12 protein-coding genes are annotated in these 17351 nt (G+C 68.8%); 6 read left to right on the top strand and 6 right to left on the bottom strand.

The features are described from left to right. Nucleotides 1-475: 475 nt before the first annotated feature. From ACTHK2_RS12520 to ACTHK2_RS12500, 5 genes are all read left to right on the top strand, one after another. Nucleotides 476-2404, top strand: coding sequence for an FG-GAP repeat protein (locus ACTHK2_RS12520; RefSeq protein ID WP_440246055.1), 1929 nt, complete (start codon nucleotides 476-478; stop codon nucleotides 2402-2404). After that, on the top strand, nucleotides 2401-2673 hold the full coding sequence (locus tag ACTHK2_RS12515) for a hypothetical protein (protein ID WP_440246054.1): 273 nt from the start codon (nucleotides 2401-2403) through the stop codon (nucleotides 2671-2673). The genes ACTHK2_RS12520 and ACTHK2_RS12515 overlap by 4 nt, the downstream gene beginning before the upstream one ends. 432 nt (nucleotides 2674-3105) lie before the next feature. Next, complete coding sequence (locus ACTHK2_RS12510) at nucleotides 3106-4518, top strand: hypothetical protein (protein ID WP_440246053.1); 1413 nt, start codon at nucleotides 3106-3108, stop codon at nucleotides 4516-4518. A 233-nt stretch (nucleotides 4519-4751) separates the two neighbouring features. Further along, on the top strand, nucleotides 4752-6143 hold the full coding sequence (locus ACTHK2_RS12505) for a hypothetical protein (protein WP_440246052.1): 1392 nt from the start codon (nucleotides 4752-4754) through the stop codon (nucleotides 6141-6143). Nucleotides 6144-6572: 429 nt separating this feature from the next. After that, a complete protein-coding gene (locus tag ACTHK2_RS12500; RefSeq protein WP_440246051.1) occupies nucleotides 6573-8195 on the top strand; it encodes an APC family permease in 1623 nt (540 codons plus the stop codon). A gap of 241 nt (nucleotides 8196-8436) precedes the next feature. On the opposite strand, the gene ACTHK2_RS12495 is transcribed toward ACTHK2_RS12500, so the two are convergent. Continuing rightward, complete coding sequence (locus ACTHK2_RS12495) at nucleotides 8437-8664, bottom strand: glutaredoxin family protein (protein ID WP_440246050.1); 228 nt, start codon at nucleotides 8662-8664, stop codon at nucleotides 8437-8439. A 124-nt stretch (nucleotides 8665-8788) separates the two neighbouring features. Between ACTHK2_RS12495 and ACTHK2_RS12490 the strand changes: the two genes are divergently transcribed. Beyond that, nucleotides 8789-10171: an L-serine ammonia-lyase gene (locus ACTHK2_RS12490; RefSeq protein WP_440246049.1), complete on the top strand. Its 1383-nt coding sequence runs from the start codon at nucleotides 8789-8791 to the stop codon at nucleotides 10169-10171. Between the two features lie 89 nt (nucleotides 10172-10260). On the opposite strand, the gene ACTHK2_RS12485 is transcribed toward ACTHK2_RS12490, so the two are convergent. The 5 genes from ACTHK2_RS12485 to ACTHK2_RS12465 all read right to left on the bottom strand — a co-directional run bounded on the left by ACTHK2_RS12485 (nucleotide 10261) and on the right by ACTHK2_RS12465 (nucleotide 17306). Continuing rightward, on the bottom strand, nucleotides 10261-10413 hold the full coding sequence (locus ACTHK2_RS12485; RefSeq protein ID WP_440246048.1) for a hypothetical protein: 153 nt from the start codon (nucleotides 10411-10413) through the stop codon (nucleotides 10261-10263). 72 nt (nucleotides 10414-10485) lie between these two features. Next, complete coding sequence (locus ACTHK2_RS12480) at nucleotides 10486-11160, bottom strand: endonuclease/exonuclease/phosphatase family protein (protein WP_440246047.1); 675 nt, start codon at nucleotides 11158-11160, stop codon at nucleotides 10486-10488. Beyond that, entirely contained in the window at nucleotides 11160-11828 is a 669-nt protein-coding gene (locus ACTHK2_RS12475; protein ID WP_440246046.1) for a TVP38/TMEM64 family protein, read from the bottom strand. Before ACTHK2_RS12475 ends, ACTHK2_RS12480 begins: the two co-directional genes overlap by 1 nt. Then, nucleotides 11828-13390, bottom strand: coding sequence for a phospholipase D family protein (locus ACTHK2_RS12470; RefSeq protein WP_440246045.1), 1563 nt, complete (start codon nucleotides 13388-13390; stop codon nucleotides 11828-11830). Before ACTHK2_RS12470 ends, ACTHK2_RS12475 begins: the two co-directional genes overlap by 1 nt. 157 nt (nucleotides 13391-13547) lie before the next feature. Beyond that, nucleotides 13548-17306 (bottom strand): S8 family serine peptidase, encoded by a 3759-nt coding sequence (locus tag ACTHK2_RS12465; protein ID WP_440246044.1) that lies wholly within the window; start codon nucleotides 17304-17306, stop codon nucleotides 13548-13550. Between the last annotated feature and the right edge of the window lie 45 nt (nucleotides 17307-17351).

Below are 17351 nucleotides of genomic sequence, written 5' to 3'. Positions count from 1 at the left end.
CCGAACATGACCTCCGCGCCGCGCTCATCGAGGCGCGCGTCCATGGCGCAATGCACAACCAGGTCGCCGCGCAGCGGGCGCAGCATCATGCCCGCGAACTCGCCGGCGAGCGGCCGATCGACGCCGCCGTGCGATAGGCGCCGAACGAGCTAACCCGGTGCACCGCCGTGTTCATGGGAATGAAACGGAATTCAATGCCGTCTGTATCCGGCCTACTCCGTTTTTGCGTCCGTTTTCATGCTCGATGCGGGCGCCGGCACGCCTGATCGGCGATCGTGGTCCGTCGCCGACAGGCGTGACCCGCGCACCCGGGCCGGTTGCGCTCCATCACCGAGGCAGCGCCGGAAGGATCAGTGGGCACTGCACCATCGGGAACGCAGAACGGTGTCGCGACTTGGACGGCGGTCGACCTTCGATCGCCGCCGGCCGGACGTGTACGGCGCGTTCGCGTGAAAACACGAGGAAACGATCGACCATGAATGGCCTTGCTTGCACCTTGCGTACGCGCATCCAGCGAACGCTCGCGTCCCTCACCTGCGTCGCGTCGCTGGCCTGCGTCGTGCCGCTGCACGCCGCGACGCCGGACACACTCGCGCTCTCCCGGTCCTCCGTCCCGGCCGACTTGCGCGCGGCGATCCGCCACGCGCTCGATGGCGAAGGCTGGGTGCAGACACAGCAGGTCACCGAGGCCGATCCCGCGTTCGATCCGGAATTCGGCGTCTCGGTCGCCGTCCACGGCAGCGTCGCGATGATCGGCGCGCAACAGGCGCGGATCGACGGCAACGACGGCCAAGGCGCGGTGTACGTGTTCGAAAAGTCGAACGGCGTATGGAGCCGCACGCAGAAGATCGTCGCGAGCGACGGCCAGGCGTACGACACGTTCGGCAACGCGATCGCCTTCGACGGCGACACCGCGTTGATCGGTGCCTACGGCACGATGGTCGACGGCAACTTCTCGCAAGGCGCCGTGTACGTGTTCACGCACGCGAACGGCACATGGACCCAGACCCAGAAGATCACGGCCGCCGACGGCCAGATGTTCGACAATTTCGGCTATTCGATCGGGCTGGTCGGCACCACCGCGATCATCGGCGCCGACGGCGCAACGGTCGGTGCCAACGGGACGCAAGGCGCGGCGTACGTCTACGACGGTTCCTCCGGCACCTGGACCAACACGCAGAAGCTCACCGCGAGCGACGGCGGACCCGGCGACATCTTCGGCTACTCGGTCGCGTTCGACGGCTCGCGCGCGCTGATCGGCGCGTACGGCAACCACGGCTACCAGGGCGCGGTGTACGCGTTCGGCCAGAGCGGCGGGACGTGGAGCGAGAGCCAGAAGCTCGTCGCCGCCGACGGCGCGCCGAACGCGTACTTCGGCTATGCGACCGCGCTGTCGGGGTCGACCTTGCTCGTCGGCGCGTGGGGCGCGCAGCCCGGCGGCGTCGGCATGCGAGGGTCGGCGTACCTCTTCACCGAATCGAACGGCACCTGGACCCAGACCCAGCAGTTGTTCGCGAGCGATGGCGCGCTCCAGGACAAGTTCGGCCATTCGGTCGCGCTGCAAGGCACGACCGCGCTGATCGGCGCGGACGGCTGGAGCGCCGCGACCGCGCAGGGCGCCGTCTACGCGTTCGACGGCTCGTCCGGCACGTTCGTCGAGACCCAGCGTTTCGTCGCGAGCGACGGCGCGCCCGCCGACCAGTTCGGTTTCCCGGTGACGCTCGACGGCGGCACGGCGCTGGTCGGTTCGTGGCTGTGGCGCTCGCCGGGCGGTTCGATGCCTGGCGCGGCGTACTTCTTCGAGTTCAATCCGACGCCACCGACGACGTACACGATCGGCGGTTCGGTCAGCGGCCTCGTCGGCAGCGGCCTCGTGCTGCGGCAGAACGGCGGTGACGATCTCGCGATCGTCGCGGACGGGAGCTTCACGTGCCCGATGCCGATCAGCGACGGCAGCCACTACGCGGTCGCCGTGTCGGCGCAGCCGGGCAACCCGGCGCAGACCTGCACCGTCGCCAACGGCAGCGGTACCGTTGCCGGCGCGAACGTCGCCGACGTGGCAGTCACCTGCACCACGGACGTCGTCGATCGCATCTTCGCCGACGGATTCGAATCGGACGCGGCCACGCTCGCGCAGACCGCGGACCACACCCCCGTGGCGCAGAACTCGGTGGCCTGCGGGCACTCCAACGACGGCACCACGGCGGACAACCAGTACTGGCGTCGTTATGACTTCAGCGAATACGGCATCACCACCGCCGCCAATATCGCCAGCGTCGAGGTATCGATCGAGCAGGCCACCGGCGCACCGGGCATGACCGTCAGGCTGTACACGATCCCGCACACGGTCACCGTCGACACGATCGACGTCGGCCAGCCCACCCCGATCGGCCAGGCCGCGTGACGTCGCCCGTGAACGCGGAGGTGACATCGGTCATCGTGCCGGCCTCGGGCAGCGTCGACGACCCGGCCAACAACGACCTCCTCGTCGAAGTGTCGGCCGACGACGGCAGCGCGGCTGGCACGGCCTTCTACATCGGCTCGACGACCGCGGCCGAGACGCATCCGAGCTTCATCAGCTCCACCTCGTGCAACATCGCCGGCCCGACCCCGATCGCCGCGATCGGCTACCCGGACATGCACGTCATCGAGGCCGTCTACATCACCGACTGAGCGGACGGCCATTCCCTCGCGCCGCCCCCGCGGCGCGATGTCCGCAGGTTGCCCGCGAACCGTCGCTCGTTTCGTTCGCGAGAGCGCGCACGAGTCCGAACGGCCAACGGCATCATCCGCGCGAACTGGGTGGAGCCGGCGGTGTCCACGCCGTTCGTAGCTCACGGGCAGGAGCTTCCAGACAGGAAGCCAATGCACTTCGCTCGTTTTCCATGCGTTGCGTTCGCCACGCGCGGGGCTGCCCGTTCTCGCGCCTGCGGCGCGACCCCGCCCGCGGGGTGGCGAGGTGACGGCGACGCGACACGGCGGCAGCGATGCGGCGGAGCTCGCAGGGTGCTGGACGTCACGCCTTGTCGTCCCCCCCCCCGGCTGTCGCACTCGGCGCCGTTTTGCGTTCCTGTCTTTACCCCCCAGCGATACCGGACGGACCCCATGAAGAGCGCACTGCTTTGTTACGCGTGCTCGGCCGCGCTTTTGGCCGCCGCCACGCCCACCCTCGCCGCCGATGGCGACCTCGACCCGACGTTCGGTACGGGCGGGCTCGCGCTCGCGGGCCTCACCGATGCGTACGGCGGTGCGACGGCGTGCAGGCCGGTGCTGCAGCCGGACGGCAAGGTCCTCACGTGCGGCACGCGACAGATCGGCTCGACGGCGGACTTCTTCGTCGCGCGCTTCGATGCCGACGGCCAGCTCGATCCGAGCTTCAGCTTCGACGGCAAGGTCACGATCGATTTCTCCGGCGACAGCGGCACGGACCGCGCGACGGGACTCGCACTGCAGTCGGACGGCAAGATCGTCGTCGCCGGCACCACGAATGCCGACCGCGGCCCTGATCACGACAATTTCGCGGTCGCGCGGCTCAATGCGGACGGTACGCTCGACACGACGTTCGGCGCCGGCACCGGCAAGAAGGTCGTCGCGTTCGACCTCGACGGCGGCACCGGCGACGACAACTGCGCGGACGTCGCAATTCAAGGCGATGGCCGCATCGTCGTCGCGGGCACGGTCATGACGGCGGCCAACGGCGCAGACATCGGCGTCGCGCGCCTGCTTTCCGATGGCTCGCCCGACGCGAGTTTCAATCTCACGGGCAAGGTCAGTTTCGGCTTCGACCTCCCCGGCAGCTCGAGCAAGGACGACGCCGCCACGCGCGTCGCGATCGACCATGCGGGCCGCATCGTCATCGCCGGCGCGGCCGACGCCGGCGACAGCACGGTCGGCAGCGATTTCGCGGTCGCGCGCGTCCGCGCGAACGGCACGCTCGACCCGGACTTCGACGCCGACGGACGCGCGACGGTCGCATTCGACCTTGGCCTCAGCAAGGCGGAAGCGGCGTACGGAGTCGCGATCGACGCCGACGATTCGATCGTACTGAGCGGCAATGTCGAAGTGTCGCCGTCGGCCACGGTGAACCAGGACATCGGCATCGCCAAGCTGCTGCCCGACGGATCGCCCGACACGATGTTCGGCGTCGGCGGGCGGACGGTCGTCACGTTCGACCAAACGCCGAGCGGCGCCGACTTCGGTCTCGATGTGAACATCCGCGACGACGGCCGCCTCGTCATCGCGGGCGCAGCCGTCTACACCGCCAGCGATCTGCACGGCACGCTCGTGCGACTGCTGCCGGATGGCGCACTCGACGGCAGTTTCGGAGCGCTTGGCCGGCGCAGCTACGATTTCGGCCAGACGACGCCGTCGTCGCAAGCGTTCCTCGGCCTAACGCTGCACGGCGATGCGATCTACACGGGTGGCATCATCGTCGTCCCGGGCAGCGGCAATCCGGTCGATGTGTTCGTCGCGCGCATGTTCGACGACACGATCTTCGCCAACGGATTCGACGGCTGAATCCAGGCACCCGGCGACGCGAACGGCTCGAACCGACCCGCTTCGTGTCGCCGCCTCGATGTGCGGGCGCGTCGGCGCGACGCCGATCGCCCAGCCCCTGTCCGCGCCGACCGATCCCATGGCCGAGACGGGGCCTTCACGCACCCGTGCGAGGGCGGGCTGCACGCGATCGGCGACGCCGATGTCAGAAAACCCATCGCTCCCGCGTTTCCCTCAGGCACAAGGAGAAGCCCATGACCGCGAACCACCCGATTCTCACGACCTCCCTCATCCTCGCGTGCGCCTTCGCCGGCGCCACGGCGAGTGCCCACGACGGCGACCTCGACCCGACCTTCGGCACCGGCGGCTACACCGTCATCGACTTCGGCACGACCGCGACCGCCTACGGCCTCGCGATTGCGCCCGACGGCAAGGTCGTCCTCGGCGGCGTCGTCGACGGTGGTGCCTCGACCGGCGACGACTTCGCGGTCGTGCGACTCCACCCTGACGGCCATCCCGATACGGGCTTCAGTTTCGACGGCAGGACCTCGGTCGCCGTCGGCGCGGGCGCTGCCACGGACACCGCGCTCAACACCATCGTGCAGGCCGACGGCAAGATCGTGCTCATCGGCAACGGGCCGGACACCGGCGTCAATGGCGACGACACCGACATGGAGCTCGTCCGCTTCAACCTCGACGGCACGCTCGACACCTCGTTCAGCGGCGACGGCAAGGCGTTCATCAACTTCGATGCCGGCGGCGCCAACAATGATCGGGCGCTCGACGGCGTGCAGCTCGCCAACGGCAAGTTCATCGTCGTGGGCAACGCGGAAGTCACAGGGCAAGGCTCGGATTTCGCGGTCACGCGCCTGAACGCAGACGGCAGCCGCGACACGAGCTTCGACGGCGACGGCCGCCTTACGTTCCATTTCGACCTCGACGCGACCTTCAAGGACGAGACCGCCTCGAGCGTCGCGATCGACCCGGACGGCAACATCCTCGTTGCGGGGATCGCCGCCCACGGCGGCGCGAACGCCTTCGACTACGCGATCGCGCGCCTTACGCCCACCGGCGCACTCGACCCGAACTTCGGCGGCGATGGCCGCGTCACGGTCTCGTTCGACATCGCCGGCAACTTCGACGACGAAGCGCTCGAGCTTTCGATCGGCCCGGACGGTGCGATCTACGTCACCGGCGTGGCGACCGACAACGGCTACGACTTCGCCGCGGTCAAGCTGCTGCCGGACGGCACGCCGGATCCGTCCTTCGGCAGCGGCGGCAAGGTGACGGTACCGTTCGATCTCGGCGATTCGAACAGCGACATCGCCTACGGCTCGGCGCTGCAGCCGGACGGCAAGCTCGTGCTCATCGGTTTCGCGGCCATCACGAGCGGCAACTCCGACATCGCGCTCGCGCGCTTGGGCGCCGACGGCCAGCTCGATCCGACGTTCGGCTACGCGGGCAAGCAGGTGATCCCGCTCGACCTCGGCGGCTCGCTGTTCGATGCGGGCGTGCGCGGTCGCATCGACGGCGGCCACCTCGTGATCAGCGGCGTGACCACGGGTACCGGCGACTACACGCAGTTCCTCGCCGCACGCATCGTGATCGACACGATTTTCGACAACGGCTTCGACATGCCGCTGTGACGACCGCGCCGCCGCCGGCATCGCGAAGGGCCGTAGGCGCGCGCGCCGTGCGCGAAGCGATCTGTCGCATGGCTCCGAGCGGACCGCGCGGCTTCCTCGGTCGCCGGGAGGGCGGGCTCCTACAGGAGATCCCATGGCTCGTCACATGCCTGTAGGAGCGCACCCCTGTGCGCGACCGTCGCCTCGAACCCCGCCGCGCGATCGGTCGCCCACAGGGCGGGCTCCTCCAGGAGATCCCATGGCTCGTCGCATGCCTGCAGGAGCGCACCCCGTGGGCGACCGTCGCATCGAACCCCGCCGCGCCATCGGTCGCCCACAGGGTGGGCTCCTGCAGAAGATCGCTCCGCACTCCGCAAGCCGCTGACATTCGCCGGCCGACCTGCGACCATCGGTCCTTCGTGCCGCGCTGCGGCCCACTGGGGTGTTTGCATGTCCGACCATTCCACCATCCGCCGCGACGTCGGCCCGTTCGCGCTGATGCTGACCGGCCTCGGCTCGATCATTGGCTCGGGCTGGCTGTTCGGCGCCTGGAAAGCCGCCGGCCTCGCCGGCCCGGGGGCGATCTGGGCGTGGGTCATCGGCGCCGCCGTGATCACGACGATCGCACTGACCTACGCCGAACTCGGCGCGATGTTTCCCGAATCGGGCGGCATGGTCCGCTACAGCCATTACTCGCATGGCTCGCTCGTCGGCTTCATCGGCGCGTGGGCGAACTGGATCGCGATCGTCTCGGTGATCCCGGTCGAAGCCGAGGCGTCGGTGCAGTACATGGCATCGTGGCCGTGGGAATGGGCGCAGTGGACGCAGGATCTCTACGTGCATACCCCCGGCGCCGCGCATGGCGAGTTGACGGTGCCCGGCCTGTGCATCGCCGCGGTGCTCGTGATCGTCTACTTCTTGCTGAACTTCTGGAGCGTGAAGCTGTTCGCGCACTCGAACACGGCGATCACCGTGTTCAAGCTCGTCGTGCCCGCGGCGACCGGCGTCGCCCTCATCGCAAGCGGCTTCCATACCGCCAACTTCTCGGTCGGCATCCATCCGGGGTCCCAGCACACGATCGACTGGGCCGCCGTGCTCACGGCGGTCGCGACCGCCGGCATCGTGTTCAGCTATAACGGTTTCCAGAGCCCGGTGAACCTTGCCGGCGAAGCGCGCAATCCGGGCCGCAGCATCCCGTTCGCGGTGCTCGGTTCGATCGCCCTCGCGACCGTCGTGTACCTGATCCTGCAGGTCGCCTACATCGGCGCGGTGCCGCCCGAGATGCTTGCCAAGGTGGGCTGGAAGGGCATCGACTTCCGCTCGCCGTTCGCCCAGCTCGCGCTGCTCGTCAACCTCAACTGGCTCGCGATCCTGCTCTACGTCGACGCGTTCGTGAGCCCGAGCGGCACCGGCATCACCTACACCGCGACGACTGCTCGCATGATTTATGGCATGGAGCGCAACGGCACGATGCCGAGAATCCTCGGCCGCCTGCATCCGGTGTGGGGCGTTCCGCGCCCGGCGATGTGGTTCAACCTGCTCGTGTCGTACGTGTTCCTGTTCTTCTTCCGCGGCTGGGGCACGCTCGCCGCGGTGATCTCGGTCGCGACGATCATCTCGTACATGACCGGGCCGGTCAGCGCGATGAGCCTGCGTCGCACCGCGCCGGACCTGCATCGTCCGTTCCGCCTGTCCGCCCTGCCCGTGCTCGCCGCCCTCGCGTTCGTGTTCGCGACCGAACTGCTGTACTGGGCAAAGTGGCCGCTGACCGGCGAAATCATCCTGCTCATGGTGGTCGCGCTGCCGGTCTACTTCTACTACCAGGCGCAGGCGGGCTGGCGCGACTTCGGGCGCCAGCTCAGCGGGGCCTGGTGGCTCATCGCCTACCTGCCGACGGTCGCGCTCATCTCGTGGGGCGGGAGCGACCGCTTCGGCGGCAAGGGCTACCTGCCGTACGGCTGGGACCTCGTCGTCGTAGCCGGGGTCGGCCTGGCGTTCTACTTCTGGGGTGTGCGATCCGGCTGGCGCACGCCGGAGGTCGAAGCCGCGCACGGCAACGTGCCGACCGAATAGCCGCGCCGCGGCTTGCAGCTCGACGCGCGCTGGCGGTAGGAGCCCACCCTGGGGCGACCGGTCTCACGCAATCGCTGCAATGCCGCGGAACGCCTGCGACGCTGCGGTCGCGCACAGGGTGCGCTCCTGCACGAAAGCAGCTCGACGCGCGCGGGCGCTGCAGGAGCCCACGCTGCGGGCGACCGGTGTCGCGGCATCTCTCCAATGCGGCAGTATCGCTGCGGCGCTGCGGTCGCGGACATCAGCCGCGCAGGAACGCGGCGAGCCTTTCGCGGTCGAATGGCCAGTCGAGTTCGCGCCCGTCGCGCTCGTCGCGCAGCACGGGCACGCGCGCGCCGTAGCGCTGTTCGAGCGCAGCATCGGTGTCGATCCATACGCTGGCGAATTCCGGCGCGCGCACGGCCGCGAGGAGCGCGAGCGCGTGGTCGCACAAGGCGCAGTCGTCGCGCTGGTAGAGGACGAAATGCATGCGCATGAACCTGTGGTCGTGCCGACGACGCGTCGGAGATGCAGTGTAACGGACGCGAGCGCGCCGCCTCGTGCGGAGCGGCGTCGGAGTACACTGCGCGTTTCCTATCCAGCCCGTCATCACCATGGCCGTCAGCGTCTTCGACCTCTTCAAGATCGGCATCGGCCCTTCGTCCTCGCACACGGTCGGACCAATGCGCGCGGCCGCGCGGTTCGTCGAGAAATGGCTCGTCGAGAGCGGCGATCTCGTGCGCACGAAGCGCGTGCGAGCGGAGGTGTTCGGCTCGCTCGCGCTGACCGGGCGCGGCCACGGCACCGACAAGGCCGTGCTCATGGGCCTGGAAGGGCACTGGCCGAACGAGATCGACCCCGACCTCATCCCGCCCGCGCTCGAGCGCATCCGCAAGAGCAAGCGCATCCGCCTGCATGGCGACCATGAGATCGCGTTCGACGAGAAGTCCGATCTCATCATGAACAAGCGGCAGAAGCTGCCGTTTCACACCAATGGCATGCGCTTCACCGCGTACGACGGTGACGGCAACGTGATCGCGACACGCGATTACTATTCGGTCGGCGGCGGCTTCGTCGTCAACCAGGACGAAGCGGCGGAAGACCGCATCGTCGCCGACGAGACGCCGCTGACCTATCCGTTCCGTTCGGGCGAGGAACTCCTGCGTCGGTGCGAGGAAAGCGGCCTCACGATGGCCGCGATCATGTACGCGAACGAACTTGCCTGGCGCACGCGCGAGCAGATCGATGCCGGCCTCGACGAGATCTGGCGCGCGATGCAGGCCTGCGTCGCGCGCGGCATCCGCGAGGCGGGCACGCTGCCGGGCGGCCTGCACGTCGCGCGCCGCGCGCCGGCCCTGCATGCGGAACTCTCCTCGCGCCCGGAAGCGGCGATGCGCGACCCGCTGACCACGCTCGACTGGGTCAACCTCTACGCGCTCGCGGTCAATGAAGAAAACGCGGCCGGCGGGCGCGTCGTGACCGCACCGACCAACGGCGCGGCCGGCATCATCCCCGCCGTACTGCACTACTACGATCGCTTCTGCCCGGGCGCGACGAGCCAGGGCGTGCGCGATTTCCTCATGACGGCTGCAGCGGTCGGCATCCTCTACAAGGAAAACGCGTCGATTTCCGGCGCCGAAGTCGGCTGCCAGGGCGAAGTCGGCGTCGCCTGCTCGATGGCTGCCGCAGGCCTTACCGCGGCGCTCGGCGGCAGTCCGGGCCAGATCGAGAACGCTGCCGAGATCGGCATGGAACACAACCTCGGCCTCACCTGCGACCCGATCGGCGGCCTCGTGCAGATCCCATGCATCGAGCGCAACGCCATGGGCTCGGTCAAGGCGATCAACGCGTCGCGCATGGCGATGCGCGGCGACGGCAAGCACAAGGTGAGCCTCGACAAGGTCATCAAGACCATGCGCGATACCGGCCGCGACATGCAGGACAAGTACAAGGAAACCAGCCGCGGCGGCCTCGCGGTGAACGTCATCGAGTGCTGATGACGCGCAACTCGCACGAGCGGCTTCAGCCGCTCAGCCCTGGGAGCATCGCGACTGCCAGCGCTCCTGCAAAGCCCCGCCACCTGCGCTTACCCGTGGCGCTTGAAGTACTGGACCTCGCGCTCGTGCTTCTCCGCCGCCGCGCGGCTGCGAAACGTGCCGAGGTTGCGGCGCTTGCCGGTGCGCGGGTCGGTCTTGCGCGAATAGAGACGGTACTCGCCGGATTTGAGCTTGCGGATCATCGTGTGGACTCCACCGAGACGGGAGCCGATGCTCGTCGCGCATGGCTGAGCGGCGGCTGTCCGTGACGCTGGTCAGGCGCGTTCGAGCGTCGCGACCAGCGGCAGATGGTCCGACGCGACCATCGCGCTGCGGCTGCGATGCGTGCGCACGTGCGATACGCGCAAGCCAGGCGAAACGAACAGGCGATCGAGCCGAGCGACCGGGCAAGGCGACGGAAACGTCGGCGGTGTCGGCACGCGCGCGAGGCGACGCTCGAGTGTCGCGAGGCAACCGTGCAGGCGCCATTCGTTGAAGTCGCCGAGGAGCAGGGTCGGCGTGTCCTCGTCGAGCAGCGCATCGAGGCGCCCGATCTGCTCGATGCGCTCGGCGCGCCGCAGGCCGAGGTGCGTCGCGAGCACGCGCAGCGGGCGGCCGTCCCAGTCGACGCGCGCGTCGATCGCGTTGCGCGGTTCGCGCCGCTCGAGTGCGAGCTCGCGCGCCTCGACCGATACGATCGGCACGCGGCAGAGCAGCGCGTTGCCGAACACGCGGCCGCGCTTGAGGAACGTCGGCATCACGACGAGGGTCGCTCCGGTGGCATGTTCGAGCTGCGCCGAGAGTTCGTCGACCGTGCTCCGGCGCGGGGAGAACTCCTGCAGCGCGACGACGTCGGCATCGAGTTCGGCGAGCACGCGTGCGATGCGCACGGGCAGGCAGCGCCCGTCGACCCCGACCGCCTCGTGCAGGTTCCAGGTCGCGATGCGCATCAGCGGACGCCGCGTGCGCGATGGCGCGAACGCGCGAACCAGGCGAGCGCGACGATCACGAGCACGACCCCGACCAGCGACAGCCACGCGAGCGGATGCGGATCGCGCAGCGCCGCCTCGGCGCGATCGGCGAACGCCGCGTAGAGTGCGATGCCGGGCGCCATGCCGAGCGCGGTGCCGGCGACGTAGTCGACGCGCTTCACGCGCAGCATGCCCGCAGCGAGGCTGACCACGCTGTACGGCGCCACCGGTACGATCCGCACCGTCGCCACCGCGAGCACGCCGTGGGCGAGGATGCGTTCGCGCAGCTTGCGCCAGCGCGGGTCGGCGAGGCGTGCATGGAAGCGCTCCGGCAGTGCGCGACCGATCTCGTGCAGCGCGACCGCGCTCAGCAACGCTCCGACGAGCGCGCACGGCGCGCCGGCCCAGGGACCGAGTACGACGACCGCGAGCGCGATGAGCAGGTTGACCGGGAACGCGACGAACCCGCCGAGCAGGAATGCGGCGAGCAGCAGCGGCGCCGCCCAGGCCGAATGGCGCCAGCGTTCCGCCGCGGCGAACACGTCGGCGAGGGTCGCGTGCGTGGCGTGCGGCGCAAGCTGCCACGCCGCCGCGGCCGCCCCCGCGAGCGCAAGCACGCCGGCGATCGCGAGCAGGCGCCTGCGCATTACAACAATCCTTCGATCGGCAGCAGCCGCAGCACGCGCAGTTTCGCGCGCTGCCAGCGCGACGCGCCGGGGTCGTGGTCGTATTCGACCACCTTGCCGTCGTCCTTGCCGGTCCAATGCAGGCGTCCGTCGACGAGTTCGACGTGGTAGGCATTGTCGGGCGCGGTCGCGTGCGCGAAGAACTGCTCGATCGCATCGGCGAGGCCGGGGCTGTCGACGATCACGCCCATCTCGGTGTTGAAGGCGACCGAGCGCGGATCGAAGTTCATCGACCCGACGAACACGCGGCGGTGGTCGATCACCATCGTCTTCGCATGCAGGCTCACGCCCGAGGACGTGCCATAGGCGCGCTGGATGCCGGCGCCGCGCAGTCCCTCGAGTTCGTAGAGTTCGACGCCGGCGCGCAGCAGGTCCTCCCGATACTTCGCGTAGCCCGCGTGCACTTCGGGTTCGTCGGTCGCAGACAGTGCATTGGTAAGCACCTTCACCGTGGCGCCGCGTGCGACGAGCGCGGCGAGCAGCGCGACGCCGTCGGCACCCGGGATGAAGTACGGCGAGACGATGAGCGCCTGCGACTGCGCCGCATCGAGTTCGCGCCGCAGCGCCGGCGCGATGCGCCGCAGCCGGCGCTCGTCGACACCGGGCGAGGGATCGACCTTCGCCGGATCGTCCGCGGCGAGATACGCCTCACCCCAGAACCACGCGCCCTTGCGTTCGGCGCTCGGGCCGTTCGGCAGATCCTCGGCGACGACCTCGGCGTACTCGCTTTCCGTGAACGCGCGCGCATCGCGCAGCAGGCGATCGCGAAGCACCGCGAGGTTCGCGTTGCTCACGTCGTTGTCGCTGTACGCAGTGACGGGGAACGCCGCATCGCTGTTCCAGTAGCGGTCGAACATCGCGGCGACCTGCGCCACGACCGGCCCGATCGCGAGCACGTCGAGATCGCGGAAATGCACTTCGTCGCCGGCATCGAAATAGGCGTCGCCGATGTTGCGGCCGCCGACGATCGCCTGCATGCCGTCGACGATGAACGACTTGTTGTGCATGCGCCGGTTGAGGCGCGGGCCTTCGAGCAGGAATTGCCCCGCCTTGGCGAGGATCGATCGGTGGCGGAAGCGGAACGGATTGAACAGACGGACCTCGATGTTCGGATGCGCGTGCAGCGCGTCGAGCAGATGGTCCTCCTTCGAGATGTCGATATCGTCGAGCAGGATGCGCACGCGCACGCCGCGATCCGCCGCCGCGAGCAGGCGCTGCGCGACGAGGCGCCCGGTCGCGTCGTTCCTGAAGATGTAGTACTGCAGGTCGATCGAATGGCGCGCGGCGTCGGCGAGCACGACGCGGCTCATCAGCGCATTCGCATTGCCGAGCAACGGGCGGAAACCCGACTGCCCCGGGTGGGCGGCGACTTCGCCGGCGACGTAGCGCGTGGAAGCGGAATCGGCGACCGGCGGCAACGAAGTCGTCACCGGCTTCGGGGCATCGGTGCGCAAGGTCGCGCATGCGCCGAGGCAGAGCGCGAACACCACCGTAAGGCCATTGCGAATGGATGGGCGCCGCATCGCGCCATGATCGCACGCACCCGGCCGAATGCACTCTGAATGATCGCTCCGGGCGGCGCGGGATGGGTCCCCGGCCGCATTCGAATGCGGCAGAGGTGAACGCAATAAAGAGGCCTCCCGAAGGAGGCCTCTCGAAATGACTACGACAGCGATGCGATCAGTGCAGCGTACGCAGTGCCGCGGAGACCGGACCGGTCGGCATCGCCGGCGCCGACGTCGGCTGTGCCGAGCAGTCGAGCGTGATGTCGTCGATCATCGCGCCACGCAGCGCGGTGCCCGTCTTCGCGTACTCGAAACTCACCGTATGCGAACTGCCGTTGAGGTACTGCGCCGGAACCTCGAGCGTCATGGGCGCGTACGTCGTGGCCACGGCGCCCGCGGCCACGGTACCGACGGTGTTGCCATCGATCTTGATCGTGAACGTCGCGTTCGTGCCCGTGGCACCGCCGAGCTGGTTGATGAACCAGTAGTTGAGCCAGCGCGGCTGGCCGCTCGGGAACACGACCGCCTGGCTCAGGCTGCCGGTGCCCGCGGTCGTCGTGCCACCGAACCACACGAAGCCATCGCCCGTGTGCGCGGTGACCGTGCCGCTGTCGTCACAGGTGGAGTCGCAGAACGGCGAACCGAAGACGCTGTCGGTGCCGGTCCACGGCGCGCCGCCGTTCTCGAGGCTCGGATCACCCAGCAGCTGCGCCGGGGCGCAGGTCGGACCGCCGGAGGTCACCGTGAGCGTCACCGGGACCATCGTGATCGGATGCGCCACGTCGTTGCTCGCGATGCACGCGTTCGCCGTGTAGGTACCGGCGGCGAGGCCCGTGCTGTTGAACGTGACCGTCACCGGGTTCGACGCACCGCCCGCGGCGCTGCCGCTGGTCGGGGCAAGCGAGAGCCACGGCGCACCGCAGTTGATGGTGCCCTGCAGGTTGAACGCCACGTCAGGCCAGCCGACGAGGCCTTGCAGCGCCGTCCAGTTGGCAACACCGAACAGGTTACCGGTCAGCATGCCCGGGCCGCCCTGCAGCAGAGCCTGGCTCCAGTTCCAGCGCGCGCTGCCCGCCGGACCGATCGGGCCCGTGTAGGTCGGGAACACCGACAGCCAGTACGTACCGGCCGGCAGGTTGAGCGACTGGCCCGCCGCCGCCAGGTCGAGCGTGATGTCACCCGAACCCGAGATGGTCACGCCCGCTCCCGTGGGGGCGGTGTCGAACTGCCACACCGGCGTGCCCGCGCCCGTATCCGGGTTGCCCGACGGCATGCCGGGGGCATCGCTGTAGATGCGCCAAGAGATCGTCGGCTGCGCGAGCAGGCCGTTGGTGTTGTCGAAGCCGAACGTGGTGATCTTCGTGATCGCCGTCGACGCGCCGCTGACGCTGAAGTCGGCCGCCGTGAATCCGCCGCCATTGTCGCTCGTCGAGTAGTCCGAAACGATGCCACCGGTGGAGTTCTTCGGCTGGTTCCAGACCGAACCGACGCCGGTCGCCGAGACGTTCCAGGTCAGCGTGCCACCGCCCGCGTTCGCGACGGTGAGCGGCAGCGTGGTGGTCGTGCCGGCAGCTTGCGACTGCGCCAGCGTCGCCGGCGTGACCGAGATCGTCGGCACGGCGCCCTTCACCGCGACCGTGAGGTGCTGGTCGGGCGACTGGTTGGCCGTCTCATGCAGCGTGACTTCACCGAACGCGAGGTTGGCCGACGTGCCCGTCGCCGTGATCGTGACCGTCTGCGTCGCGCCCGGAGCGAGCGAGAACGTGGACGGGCTGAACGACAGCGCGAAGCCGGCCGGATTCGTCGCGGAGAGCGACCAGTTGCCGGTCGTGCCGAGGCGGTTCTTGAACGTGCGCGTCCACGAGCACGTGCTGTTGCAACGCACCTGGCGCAGCGACGCGAGGTTCAGCTGCGTCTGGTCGATCGAGCCACCGGTCGGGTTCGCGTTCTGGAAGTTGGTCACGGACTCGTCGAGCGTGAGGCCGGCCAGCGCCGCCTTCGACAGATCGACGCGGCCGCTGCCGACATCGTCGACGTTCCACTGCGTCACTTCGTCTTCCTTCAGGCCTTCGAGCTTCGCGGTCGTCTGGATCGCGGACTTCACTTCCATCGGCGTCCAGTCCGGATGCGCCGCACGCACGAGCGCGGCGGCACCCGCCAGGTGCGGCGACGACATCGACGTACCGCTGTCGAGACCGTAGCTGCCCGAGGCCGTGTCGAACGCGGCGTAGATGTTGACGCCAGGCCCGGTGATGTCCGGCTTGGTCAGGTTGTCGTACGGTGCCTGGGTCGGACCGCGGAAGCTGAACTTCGCGAGGATGTCGCCCGGGACTTCGCCGATCGCGATCTTGCGATATTCACCGACCGCACCGGCGGAGCCGTCGAAGCCGTCCGCGAACACCTGGTCGGCCGGAGGCGTCGGGCCGAGATTCGCGTTCACGAACGCGATCAGCGCATCACCCGGACCCTTGTACGTGCTGAATGCAGCCACGTCGGTCGGCGAGCCCGTGGTGTCCATGTTGATGGCGCCGGGCTGGTTGTTGGTGATGACGACCACGCGCGCGCCTGCGTTGTAGGCGTTGGTGATCTTCTCGGAGAAGTTGCAGTTGCCGCGCTGGATGATCGCGACCGCATTGTTGAAGTAGCCCGCCGGGAAGGTGCCGGTGGCACTGCAGCCGTCGATGTTCGTCGGATAGGTGCGCAGGGCCATGCCGGCGAAATCTTCCGTCTGGTCGACCGGCAGCGTCGTGCTGCCCGCGATCAGCGCCACGTTCTGCGTCGCCGGCGGCGGCGTGCCGGGGCCGGTCGCGGAGAGCACGGGAGCTGCGATCTGGTCCTGCGTGGAAGCGGCGACCGTGAGCATCCACGGACCGTTGTTCGCGACCAGGCCGGTCGGATTCGTGCACGAAGCGCGCGTGTTGCCGGCCGACGCCGCGACGAACACGTCAGCACCTTCGGCTTCGAGGAAGTCGAGGCTGTCGTTCCACGGGTTGCCGCCACCGCAGGTCGGGCCGATCGAGTAGTTGACCACGTCGACCTGGTCGACGATCGCATTCTGGATCGCCGCGGTGATCGCGTCATCGGTGATGCCGCCGCTCGCGTTGGCGACCTTGTACGTGTAAAGGCTCGCGCACGGCGCCACGCCCGACATCGACACGCCGTCCGGCAGGAGCGGAGCCGGAGTGACGGTGTTGTCGATCATGTTGCCCGCAGCGGTGCTGCTCGTGTGCACGCCATGGCCCTGGCCGTCGCCGGCGTTCGGGTTGGAGCCCGTGCAGGTGGTGCCGTTGTTGCTGTTGCAGTCACGCGGGAAGAGCTTCGGATTGGCCGCGCTGAAACCGCACGTCGCGTCATCGGTGAAGGACGGGTGCCCGATGTTCGTGCCGGTGTCGATCACGCCGACCTTGACGCCTTGCCCACGCGTGCCCGTACCGCCCGGCACGGCCGTGCCGTTCCAGATCGTGTCGGCGCCGATGAACTTCGGGCCGCGGAACGTCTCGGTGCGCTTGTTCATCACCGGGGAGACCGAGGCCACGCCGGCGATCCGCGCCACCGCGGCGGCTTCCGCCGGGCTCATTTCCGCGGAAATCGCGCTGCGCGTGACGTCGTAGGTGTAATGGATGGCAAGCGGACGGCCGAGCGCCTGCTCGATCGAGGTGATGTGTTCGGCGCGCTTGCTCTGCAGATACGACTTGTAGGCCTGCGCGGCCGACGAGCTCGCATCCAGCTTGCGGGAAGCACCGGCCATGAACAGGCGGTCGTCCGGCGCGGTGCGCGCGAGGCCAGCGACGTCACCCTTGTAGGAGACCAGGCCCGGTTCGCTGAACGTGATGATGTAGCGGCCGGTCGCGCTGTCGAACTGGCCGGCCTGGGCAACCAGGTCGTTTGCGGGCGCGCGTGCTTCCAGGCGGGTAGAAATGCCCGCTCCGACCAACGCAAAACCGACCCCGGACGCCCAGGCGGTTAAGGTTGGCAACAT

It is taken from the genome of Dokdonella sp. (genome assembly GCF_051958935.1).
Classification (GTDB): domain Bacteria; phylum Pseudomonadota; class Gammaproteobacteria; order Xanthomonadales; family Rhodanobacteraceae; genus Dokdonella_A.
Note: the sequence above shows the minus strand (reverse complement) of the source record. Positions and strands in the feature narration are given on the sequence as shown.